The sequence below is a fragment of the Georgenia halophila genome (assembly GCF_039541595.1).
The window spans coordinates 298,089-310,618 of record NZ_BAABGN010000004.1; the positions used below are offsets into that span (position 1 = coordinate 298,089).

The 12,530-nt window shown below is 74.6% G+C and carries 1 protein-coding gene (only partly in view); it reads right to left on the bottom strand.

What is annotated here, in order from left to right; translation table 11 throughout:
• Nucleotides 1–12,457, bottom strand: partial view of an FG-GAP-like repeat-containing protein gene (locus ABD907_RS06730; protein ID WP_345214978.1) — the beginning only. It extends 25,568 nt beyond the left edge of the window; 12,457 of the gene's 38,025 nt are visible here — the first part of the coding sequence; it begins with the start codon at nucleotides 12,455–12,457; its stop codon lies beyond the left edge, outside the window.
• Between the last annotated feature and the right edge of the window lie 73 nt (nucleotides 12,458–12,530).

Consider the following 12,530-nt stretch of genomic DNA (forward strand, 5'->3'; position numbering starts at 1 on the left):
TCCCGGTAACCGTCACGGCGGTCTCCGACAGGTCCACGACCACGGTGCCGGCGAGGTCGAGGCCCGGCACCAATAGTTCGACGGTGCCGCCGATCTCGCCGGTGACGTCTCCGGCGGCGGGGATCACGAGGTCGGCGGTGCCGCCGCTGAGGCGCGCGACCGGGGCCGCGCCACCGAGCGTCATCTCGACGGCGGTCAGCTGGAGGTGCGTCCCGGTCGCAGTGGTCGTGAGCGCGAGGTCGCCGCGAAGACTCTGGCTGGCGACCTCGACGGTGACGCCGGTCCCGGTGATCCGCAGGTAGGGGCCGGCGGGGAGGTCGACGACGGTGGTGGCGCCGCCGATCGCGATGGTCCGGTCGATCGGGCCGGTGCCGGTGTTGATCGCGAGAGCGAGCGCGCCGCTGATGGTGAGGGCGCCCTCCAGCGAGACCGTGGCGACGAGGGTACCGGCGCTGCCCGAGGCGGTCAGCAGCAGCGCACCGCCGATGTTCTCGATCTGCACCGCGTCACCGAGCGACATGGAGCCGTCGCTCAGGTGCACGGCGACCGCGCCGTCGGCGCCCCGCTCGAACGCCACCGTCGCGTCGAGCTGCTGGTCGAGGACGTCGAGGGTGACGTCACCCGAGATCGCAAGGTACGGGCCGGCCGGCACGCCGAGGGCGGGCTCCGGCGTCGAGTTGACCTGGACGGCGACCGTTCCGCCGACCGTCAGGCGGGGGACGGTCACGTCGATGGCGACGGCGACGGAGCCGACGAGGCCGTCGCTGGTGAGCCGGAAGTGCGCCTCGCCGACCTGTGTGAGGTTGACCAGACCGTCGCCGAGGACCAGGGACACGTCGGTGGCGGTCACCGCGACGACCGTGTCTCCCGCGGCGTCGGTGCTGCGGGTGAACGTCAGGTCGCCGCGCAGCGTCTGGCCGAGGACGTCGAGCGTGACGCCGCTGCCGACGACGCGGACGTACGGGTCCGGGTCACCGGTCGTGCTGATCTCGACCACGAACGTGCCGCCGAGGGAGACACCCGGGACGGCGAGCGAGACGGTCCCTGCGACGTGGCCGGCCAGCCCGGTTCCGTCGAGGAGGAGGGTGGCGCCGCCGTCGCGGAGCCGGACCACGCCCCCGAGGTCCAGCGTGACGTTCGCGAGCGCGAGACGGGTCAGGACCGTCGCGCCGTCCGTGGTGCCCTCGATGCGGACGTCGCCGCCGAGGGTCTGGCCGAGGACGTCGAGGGTGATGCCGTCGCCCTCGAAGCGGAGGTACGGACCGGAGGCGAGGTCGAGCTCGAGCGACCGGCCGCCGACGGTGACGGAGGTACGGACGGCCGCCGTGGTCGTGCTGATCGCGAGGCTCAGGCTGCCCGAGAGGCTGACGGCGTCGGGCAGGTCCAGGCTGATGGTGCCGTCGAGACGGCCGGCGACGCCGCCGGCGGTGATCAGGAGGAGGCCCTCGCCGCCGGTGAGACGCGCGGCGCCGAGCTCGAGATCGACGTTCGTCAGGGCGAGCGTGGTGGCCGTCGCGCCGTTCGAGCTGCCCTGCTCGACGACCAGATCGGCGGTGAGCGTCTGGCCGAGGATCGTGACGGTGACCGCCGCCGCCTCCACCCGCAGGTATGGCCCGGCGGGCATGTCGATCGTCCGGGCGACGCCGTCCACGGTGACGGTCGTGGAGGTGGGCGTACCGCTGGTGCTGACGGCGAGCGACAGGTCGCCGGCGACCGTGACGTCCGGCACGTCGAGCGAGATGCTGCCGGTGAGTCGGCCGACCAGGCCGTCGGCGCGCAGCAGCAGCACCCCGCCGGCGTCGGTGACCACGACGCCACCGATCGAGGCCTGCAGGCCATCGGCGAGGAGCACGAGGCCGTCCCCGGACCGCTGCACGGCGATCGCGCCGCTGAGCTCCTGGCCGCGGACCGAGATCAGGGCCTCGGTGACGGCGAGCTCGGTGACGAGGGCGCCGGTCGCGAAGTCGACGACGACGTCGCCGCCCGCACCCGGCAGCGCGATCGTCCGGTCGACGGCGACGCCGGTGTCGTTGACGCGGAGGGTGGCGGTTCCGCTGATCTGGACGCCGCTGATGCCGGCCAGGCGGACCGTGCCGGCAGCGACGGTCGCGTGCCCGGCGCCGGCTCGGACGAGGCCGATGGTCGCGTCGGTGAGGGCGACGCCGGTGGCGAACGGGTTCACCGATCCGTCCGCGAGCCGGTAGGGGCCCGAGCCCACGAACAGCGTCAGGCCCGTCCCGGCGAACGTGCCGTCGCTGGAGAACGCGACCGATCCCTCGATCGTGACGAAGTCACCGATGGTGATCACGGCGTCGGAGATCGAGACGTCGACGAGCGGGAGGTCCGCCGGGTCGGTGGGTCCGAATCTGATCGCCAGGGTCCGGCCGTCGACGGTCACGGACGTGTCGATCGCGGCCGCGAAGGTCTTGAGGCTGACGGCGACGGCACCTGCCGCACCGCCGCCCTCGACGTCGATGGTCCCCGCGCCGGCGAGGTGGCCGGCGACGCCGGCCGCGGTGACCACCAGCGCGCCGGTCGCTTCGCTGACCGAGCCGGCGGCGACGTCGAACGTGCCGTCCGCGATGCCGAGGACCGTCGCGGAGGTGCCGTCCGGGAGGCGCCCCTGCTCCACGGTGAGGTCCGCGTCGATCTCGAGCGCGTCGGTGATGGTGAGGGTCGCGTCGGTGAACGAGACCCGCAGGTACGGGCCGGCCGGGAGACGGACGCCACCGAGGGTGGTGGCCGCCGGCAGGGTGGAGAGCTCGACAGCGACCTCGGTGGCGGCCAGCTCCACGACGCCCGCCAGGCCGGCCGTGAAACCGGTGACCAGCAGCCGGCCGGCCGTGCCGGCGCTGGTGATCGCGAGCTCGCCCGTGGCGGCGGTGATGCTGACGACCACGCCGGCGCCGGCGCTGATCTGGAGCATCGGTCCGGAGGTCGGGGTGGACAGCCTCATGGTGAGCCCGCCGTCCTGGTCGGACGTGAGCGTCACGTTCGCGCGGAGCGTCTGGCCGGCGACGGAGACGGTGACGTCGGTGCCGGAGAGGGTGACGGAGGCGCCGTCGAGCTCGACCGTGAGGTCACCGTCGATCGTGACGCCGGGGATGTCGAGGGCGACACTGCCCCGGACGGTCCCGGTGAGGCCGAGCCCGTCGATCGTCAGGTCGGCCGAGGCGCCGGTGACGCGGACGAGGCCGGCGACGTCGAGGGTCGCGTCCTCGACGGTGAGCGTGGCCGTGGCGGCGGCGACGTCCACGGTGATGCGGCCGGTCAGCGTGGCGCCCGGGACCGCGATCGTGATGTCGTCGCCGGCGACCCGCACGAGGCCCGGACCGGCCGGCAGGACCAGGGTGAGCTGTTCGCCGCGGACGGTGAACCGCTCGTCGACGGGGCCGTCCAGGTCGTTGAGCTCGACGTGGAGGGTGCCCGAGATGTCGACGCCGGCGACGTCCAGCGCGACGGTGCCACCGATTCTTGCGGCGATGCCCGTCGCGGTGACGAGGAGAAGACCGGTGCCGCCGGTGAGGGTGGCGACCGGGTCGCCCGCCGGGCCGAACGTCGCCGTGGCGCCGGTGACCGCGACGCGGAGGATACGGCTACCGTCCGCGGCGGTGGCCTGCTCGATCGCGAGGTCGGCGGCGAGCTGCTGGCCGGCGACCTGGATGGCGGCGGCCGTGGCCTCGACCCGTGCGTACGGCCCGGCCGGCAGCGTGACACCGTCGAGGTCGACGGCAGCGCCGACGGTGCTCACGCGCACCGTGACGCCGCCGAGCGTGATGCCCGGGAGGTTGTTCGTCACCACCGTGGCGGTGAAGGACCCGCTGACGCCGGCCGGGCCGACCCGCATGTTCCCGGCGAGGTCGAGCTCGAGGACCGGCTCGGGGTCCGCGCCGGTACCGGTCCGCAGCGCGAGGCGACCGTTGCTGATCTCGACGCGCCGCGTCGCGGCGGGGCCGTCGACGGCGATCCGCAGGTCCGCGACGATGCCCTGGCCGGCGATCGTCAGCTCGGCAGCCGCGGCGGTGAGCACCATCGAGCGGCTACCCAACGTCACCGAGAGCGCACCGGCGGTGAGCGTCACGGCGTCCGGCATCGTGGAGAACGCGAACGCGACCATCGTGTCGCCGAGCGTGACGCCGGGCGCGTGGACGGCGAGGCTGCCCTGGACGATCGCCGTGACGCCCTGACCGGTGAGGACGACCTCGCCGGAGCCGCCGGTCAGCGACAGCACGGGCGAGTCGCCGGCCGAGATCGCCAGCGCCACGTTGTCGGCCGTGAGGGCGATCTCGTCTCCGTCGAGCTCCACCGTGACGTCCGCCGTGAACGCCTGCCCCACCGCGGAGACCGTGAGGCCGAGGCCGCTGACCGAGACGAACGGGGCCGTGGCGTCACCCGTCTCCGCCGCGGTGAAGGCGACGCGGACGTCGCCGGACCCGTCGGCGAGGGCCACGGTGCGCTCGACCGCGGCGCCGGAGTTCACCCGGACGTCCACCGTGCCGGACATAGCGACGTCGCCGAAGCCGACGAGCTCCACGGTGCCGCGGACGACGATCGCGGTGCCACCTCCGGCGTGCTCGACGACGCCGATCACTGCGTCGCGGATGAGCAGGCCCCGCGCGAGCGGGTTCAGGCTGCCGTCCTCGAGGAACGCCGTGCCGTCGCCGACCCAGACGAGCAGGTTCCTGCCCGCGAAGGCGCCGTCGGTGACCTGGACGTCGCCGCGGACCTTGACGGGGCCGAGCTCGAGCGAAGCGCCGGAGAGGGCGAGCGCGAACGTCGCGGCCGGGTCGTCGAACCAGATCTCGACGGTCCGGCCGTTGACGGTGATCGCCTCGTCGACCGGTGCGCCGGTCGTGTTCATGCGGATGGTGGCGCTCGCGCCGGCGGAGGCGCCGTCGCCGCCGACCGTGGTCGTCCCGCTCAGGTAGCCGGCGAGTCCGCTGCCGGTGAGGATCAACGCGCCGCTCACGTCGGTGACCGTGACCGTCTCCCCCACCGTCGCGGTGGCGTCGCCGACCACCACGACGGTCGCGGTCGCCGTCGACCGGACGGCAAGCGTGCCGGCGAGGGTGCCGAGCGGCGAGCCGGCCGGGCCGATCTCGACCGGCGTGGCGATCGTGACGACCACCTGGGCGTACGGGCCGGCGGCGAGGTCGGTGACGCCGGTGCTCTCGCCGATCGTGGTGGCGGTCGGCAGCGTCGACAGCTGGATCTCGACGGCGATGTCCGTGGCGTCGAGGATGCCGGGGATCGCGACGTCGGCGGTGCCGGTGGCGACCCCCGCCACGCCGTCCGCGTTCGCTCGGAAGCTGCCGGTGACGATCGTGGACACCACGTCACCGATCTCGAGCGTGACGCTGTCGAGCCGGAGCGTGAGCCCGTCGCCGGCGCTCGACGCCCACACTCCGCCGTGCATTGTCTGGCTCGCGACCTGGAGGTCGACGGTGCCGGCACCGATCTCGAACGTGCCGGCGCCGGTGTCGATCCGCACGCCGAGCGCCCCGTCGACCCGGACGCCGGGGACGTGGAGGCTGCCCAGCCCGCTGATCGAGCCGACGACGCCGTCGGTGGCGGTCGACGTCAGCGTCGCGGTGCCGTCCGTGAGGGTGGCGAGCCCGTCGCCGAACGAAACCGAGGCGCCGGTGAGGGTGAGGGTGACGACGCCGCCGGCCTCGGTGACGCGGAGGTCGCCCGCGACCTCCTGGCCGAGAACCTGGACGCCGACGTCCGTGCCCACCACGGCGAGCGCATCGGCCGGCGCCAGGAGCCGGCGGGTCTCGCCGCCGAAGGTGAGGGTGACGTCGACGTCGTCGCCCGTCGTGTTGACGGTCGCGAAGAGCGTGCCGCGGACGTCGACCGCGCCGACGCCGAGGTCGACCGTGCCGGTGAACGAACCGGCCGCGCCTGCGGCGGTGACGACCAGCAGGCCGGAGCCGCCGCTCAGGGTGGCCGGGCCGACGGCGACCTCGACGTCCGTGGCGCCGACCGTCAGCCCCGCGTCGGAGCTGACGAGCACCAGGTCCGCGGACAGCGCCGCACCGGCGATCGCGAGCTCGGCGCCGGTGATCTGCATGCGCAGGTACGGGCCGGCGGGGAGCACGACGCCGTCGGACGCGACGGCGTCGTGCGTCGTGTTGACGACGACGGCGGCCTCGGCCACGTCGAGGCCGATCTCGGGGACCTGGAGACCCGACGCGACCAGCGTGCCGGCCAGGCCGGCCGCGCTCGCCTGGAGGTGGCCGGTGAGCGTGACCTGGGTCGCTCCGAGATCGAGCGTCGCACCGTCCAGGGCGAGGGTGGTGGTGCCGCCGGCGACGTCGAGCGAGATCGGACCGGAGAGGCTCTGACCCGCGACCATGAGGTCGGCCGTGGCGGTCAGGCCGAGGTACGGGGACGCCGCGACCGAGGAGGCGCCGTCGCGGTGGACCACGATCGCCCCCGCGGTGGCGGCGACGAGCTCGAGGTCGGTCACGGTGGCGACCGTGACGCCCGGCAGGTCGAGCGTGAGTGCCCCGGTCAGCACGGCGGCCGCTGCGGCGCCGTCGCGCACGGTGACCACGCCGTGGTCGACGGTGACCACGGCGATCGGGGACGTCGACGGCAGCAACGCGCGACCACCGGTGACGTCGATGCGCACCACCTCCGTACCGCCGCCGGACGCGTCGACGACGGTCTCCGCGAGCACCAGCACCTCGGCCCGGATCCGTTGGCCGGCGACGACGAACGTGACGTCCGCCGCGCGGATCTCGAGCGCGGTCTCGTCCGAGGTCGTCGCGGCGTCGTCCGTCGTGACCGTCACCGTGACGGCGGCGGTGAGGCTGAACGCGTCGCTCGCTACGCTCACCCGTCCGGACAGCGTGCCGGCCACGTTGCCGGCGATCGTGAGATCCCCGGACAGCTCGCCCACCACCAGGACGCCGTCGGCGAGGGCGATCTCGGCGTCGTCGAGAACGATCGTCGTGGTCGTCGGGGTCAGCTCGACGACCAGTCCGCCGGTGAGGACCTGCCCGCCGACGATGAGCTGCGTGTGCGTCGCGGCGACGCGGGCGTACGGCCCGGCGGCGAGGGTGCGGCCGTCGATGACGGCGGCCGCGGTGGACGTGTTCACCTGGAGCTCGAGGTCCCCGGCCACCGTCATGCCCGGCGCGGTCAGGGAGGTGACGTTCAGCGTGCCCGCGACGCCGGCAGCGGCGAGCCGGAGGGTCCCGCCGTTGCCGGTGACCTGGGCTTCGCCCGGCAGCGCGATCGAGAAGGCGTGCACCGCGAGGTCGAGCGCGGCGTCGGCGGCGGTCACGGTCACCGCGGCCTCGGCGACGAGGCCGTGGAGGACGAGCTCCAGCGTGCCGGCCACCTGCGCGAACGGGTCGTCCTGGGTGCCCACCTCGTCGGTGGTGAAGTCGAGGACGACGTCCGTGCCACCCACCGGCACCGTCGCGCTGTAGGTGCCGCCCGAGGTGTTCACCCGGGCGCCGACCGCGCCCGACACGGTGACGCCCGGGAAGCCGGTGAGGACCACGGTGCCGTCGGCACGGAGCACGTGCCCCGCGCCCGCCTCGACCAGCACGAGCGTCGCGCCCGTGACGTAGAGGCCGCGAGCGAGGGGGTTCCGGCTGCCGTCCCCCATCCACGCCGGCCCGTCGCCGAGGAACAGCTCCGCGCCGGTGGCCGTGAACGTGCCGTCGGTGAAGGACACCTCGCCCTTGATGGCGAGCGGTCCCAGGACGAGCTGGGCGGCGGTCCCCTCCAGCTCGAGCACGTCGCCCTCGTCGAAGGTCAGCGTCACCTCCTGGCCCGAAGCCGAGCGCACCGTCGCCGAGAACGCCGCGTCGGTGGTGTTGACCCGCACGATCGCCGTCGCGGAGGCCGCGGCGTCCCCCTGTGCCGCCGCGACCGTCCCGGTGAGCTGGCCGGCGTAGCCGCCGCCCGCCGGGAGAACGAGCAGTCCGCGTGCCTCGGTGAGGCCGATGCCGGCCGTGGTGCTGCCGAGATCGACCGCGTGGAGGAGCAGGACGGTCGCGGCGTCCTGGACCTCGACCGTGACCGAGCCGCCGAGCTGGGCCCCGCCGATGCCGAGGTCGAGGAGGAGCGCGGGGACCGCGAGGCGGACGTACGGGCCGGCGGGGAGGCCACCGGCCGCGTCGTCGGCGGTGTTGACGGTCAGGGCCGCGAAGGCGGTCCCGCTCGTGCCGGGCAGGTCCAGCGTGGCCGCGGCCTCGACGGTCGCGGTCACCCCGGTGCCGGTGAGGCGGAGCGTGCCCTGACCGTCCTCGATGGTGAACGCACCCGGGACGGTCACGCCCACGCCCGTGAGCGTGACGCTCAGCTCGTCGAGCGCGCCGTCGACCAAGATCGCGGTGCCGGCCGCCTGGGCGGTGACGTCGACCTCGAGGACGGTGACCGCGAGGTCGCCGGCGAGAGCGAGCGTCGTCGTGCCCCCACGCACCTCGACCGTGACGTCCGCGGTCACCTCCACGTCACCGAGCGCCAGGCCGACGTCCTCCAGGGCGACCCGCGTGAACGGTCCGGCCGGCAGCCCGCCAACCGCGGCGGCCCTGCTGTTCCATGCGAAGGACCCGGTCAGGTCGGTCCCGGCGAGCGGGCCCCCGGCGGCGCCGTCCGCGGTGATCGTGAACGACGCGGTGACGCCGTCGGGCGTGATGGTCAGGCTGCCGTCGCCGCCGGTGACCGTGACGACGCCCGGGATCCCTGCCGCGACGTTCTCGACGGTGAGGGTGCCGGTGGCCGCACCGCTGCCGGCGACGTCGGCCTCGACGGTCGTGCCGAGCACGGCGACGGTGGCGTGCCCGGCGTAGGTGAGTGCGCCGGCCGCGATGGTGACGGCGTCCGCCCCCTCGCCGAGGGTGACGTTTGCTGCGGAGCCGTTGTACGCGACCGTCCAGCCCGAGCCGGTGAGCGTGGCGTGGTCGGTGGCGAGCGAGGCGGTGCCGCCGGTGAGCAGGAGCGCCACCTGCTCGTCGAGGGCGACCGTGACGCTGCCGGTGACGGCGAGGTCCACGGCGCCGTCGATGGTCAGGGTGGCCGCGGCGGCGATGATCGAGGACCCGGACCAGGTGGCGGCATCGGCGGTGAGGCCGACAGAGCCCGCCGTCAGTGCCAGGTCGGTGACGGCGAGGTCGCCGACGGTCCCGGCGGCCGGGTCCACGGTGCCGGCGACGCGGGCCGCCAGGGCGGCGTCCCCGATCGTCGCGGTGGTGGCACCGGTGAACGAGATCGTCCCGCCGGGCTCGAGCGTGGTGCCGTCGAGCTGCGCGTCGCCGCCGGTGCCGTTGTAGGCGATCGTCCAGCCGGTACCTGCGAGCGCGACGTCGCCCGCGGTCAGGGTCGCGGCGGCGTCGCGGAGCAGAAAGGCCGCGTCGCCGCCGGCGATCACCAGATCCAGGGCCCCGGTGGCGTCGAGGACGGCGTCGGTGCCGCTGCCCTGCGTGACGACGATCGAGGTGGCCGCGGCGGTGAGGTGAGTGAGGCCGGTGCCGGTGCCGGTGCCGGTGCCGGCGTCGGCGGTGAGGACCACCGGACCGAGCGTGATCTCGACGCCACCGGTGAAGCCGAGTGCCTGGCCAGGCTCGAGGAGCGACCCGCCGAGCATCAGCTCGCTCTCGGTGCCGTTGTAGGTGAGCGTCCAACCGCTGGCGTCGATCTCGACGTCGCCGAGGTCGAACGTGCCGTCCGCCTCGCGGACCTGGAAGGCGAGACCGTCGGCACCGGCGTGGACGCTGGTCGGGCCGCTCAGCTGAAGCTCGGCGGTCTCGTCACCGTCGAGGTCGAACGTGACGGTGGTGGGGTCGGCCTGCGGGTCCTCGCCATCGGCGGTTCCCTCGGCGACCAGCTCGAAGCCGTTGCCGCCCCAGACCGCCGTGGCGGCAGTGACTGAGAGTACGGCGGCACCGCCGAAGGTGCCGGCGATGGCCAGGGTGCTGAGGTCGATGTCCAGGGTCCCGCCGGTGACGTCCCCGGCGTCGCTGCCGAGGGTGACGGCGTAGGACCCGTTCGCACCGGCGGTGGCCGTGAGACCCGCGATCCCGATGGTGAGGTCACCGGTCAGGGTGACCGTGAAGTCGTCGCCGGAGCCGGGGGTGTGGGCGTCCCACGCGAGGCGGGCTCCCGCGAGCGTGATGTCGGCGACGCCGTTGTCGAGGACGAGGTCTCCGAGCTCCTCCTGCCCGGCGGCGATGCCGTCCTCGGTGATCGTGACCGCCGCGACGACGAGGTCTGCGATGCGCTCGAACGGCGACGGGCCGAGCGGCGCGCTGTCCGCCGACGTGGCGGAGGCGTGGGTGGAGGAGTCCGCCGGCGGCCCACGGGACCTGGGCGTCACCGGCGTTCCGCCGGCGGCGTCCTGCTGGGTGTCGTCCGGGCCGGCGAGGGCGCCGTCCGGTGTGACATCGACGGTGTCCGTACCGGTGGCGGGGGTGCCGCCCTTCCCGCTGGTGCCGGGTGTGGCGGTCGAGCCGCTGGGCGGGGACGACTCCGCGAGCTTACGCGTGACGTCGACGCCGTCGGCCTCCACCAAGGTGACCTCGCCGTCGAGCATCGTGATCGCGAGCTCGCGGACCGCGACACCGTCCGCGACGACGAGGGCTGCCGGTGACGGCTCCGCGGGGTTGTCCGCGCCGTCCGGCGCGGGAATGGAGATGTGTGCCTCAACCACCACGGCGGCGCTGTCGTCTACCTCGCTGGACGTGCCCGTGCCGGTCTTGGCGCCGGAGTCGGAGCCGTCGTCGAGCGAGGCGGCCGCGCTCGTGCCGCCGGTGACCACCCGCAGGGCGCTCACCCCGTCGAGCGCGAGCGACGCGGACGTCGTGTGCGCCGCGGTCGTGACCGTGGCGGTCAGCTCGCCCGACGCGGGGTCGTAGGTGATGGTGAGCGTGCCGGTGAACGGCCCGACGTGCAGGGTCGCGACCTCAGCGTCGACGGCCCATCCCACCTGCGGGGCCGCCGGAGCGTCGCTCTGCGGCTCGGCGGCGCCCGGGGCGGGCATGGCGTCCTCGGTCGTCTCCTGCGGTATCTCGGTGGTCGGCGTCTCGGTGGTCGCCGGGTCCGCCTCGCCGTCCTCGTCCTGGGTCGCCGACCGGCCCGAATCCTCGGAAGACGCCTCGTGACCGGCGCCGTCCTCCGGCTCGGCAGTCTCCGACGCCGGCTCACCGCCCGCCTGCGGCTCGGTGGTCTCGGCCGTCTCGGTGCTCGCGGTCGTCTCGGCAGTCTCGGGCTTCTCGGACGTCTCGGTCGCCGCGGTCGGCTCCGCTGCAGCGATCTGCTCGGGCTCGGTCTGCTCGGGCTCGGTCTGCTCGGGCTCGGCGGTCGGGGCAGCGGGCTCCGGCTCGACCGGGGCGGGCAGGTAGGCGGCGGAGACACCGTGGCTCGCGCCCGGCGCCAGCGTGGTCGACATCAGGCCGTGCGAGTGGCCGGCTCCGAGGACGTGGCCCACCTCGTGCCGGACGACAGTCATGAGATTCATGGCGCCCCAGCCCCACCCCGCGGCGTCCACGTCCACCATGACCGTGGAGCCGGACGACTGGCCGAGCGTCGCTCCGGGCAGGTCGGCGACCGACGCGGTGACGGCCGAGGCATCCGCCCCGACCGCGGACCACTCGGCCCGCACCTGCGCCAGCGCGCCGGCTAGCGTGGCCTGGTCGAGACCGGGGCCGGCGGCGACCGCCTCGGGCAGCGACGCGGCACTCAGCAGCTCCGCGGTCTCCTCGTCGGTGGACGCCGTGCTCTCGTCGGACGGCGCCTCGCCGCCGGACTCCTCGGACGTCGGCTCGCCGTCCTCGTCCGACTGGTCCGGCTCGGTCGGGAGCTGGTCCGGCACGGGGATGTCCGGGACCTCGGCGTCGTCGGGGTCGGTGACGTCCGTGCCGCCGTCGCCGCCGATGACGGCACCGCCGTCGTCCATCGGGCACGAGATGGAGGCCTGCTCGCCGTCCGTGCCGCCGCCCGTGGTGCAGGCGCTCGAGCCGAGAGCCTCGGCGAGCGCCTGCAGGGCCTCCTGGAGGCGGCGCATGGCCTCGTCCGTCGCCGCCTGTGCCTCGTCCTCAGCCTGCTGCGCCGCCGTCGGACCCGCCTGGCTGCCGGTGGCGGTGCGGCCCTGGACCGCGGCGTCCGGCGAGACCGTCGCCTGCTGCACCGCCGCCTGCCGCCGCGCCGCGAGCCGCTGCTCCTGCTCGGCCCTGGCCTGCGCCGCGACATCCCGCTGCGCGCGGGCCTGAGCGGCCATCGCATCGAGCTGGGCGCGTGCCTCTGCGGCGCCGAGGTCCGGGAGGACGAGGACGACGGCGTCGCGCAGCGGCTCGTGCGTCGTGCGATCCGTGGTTGCGGGACCGGACGGGCGGTCCGGGCGCGGGGCTGGGACCTGCGACGACATGGCGTTGTGGTGCTTGCCGATGGTGTGCGCGGGCGGCGCGGCGACCGCGACGTTGGCCGACAGCACGAGCGCCATCACCGCGATGGTGATGACTGCGCACAGCCAACGCCCGGCACCTGGCCAGGCACGCACTCCGAACAATGGCCCC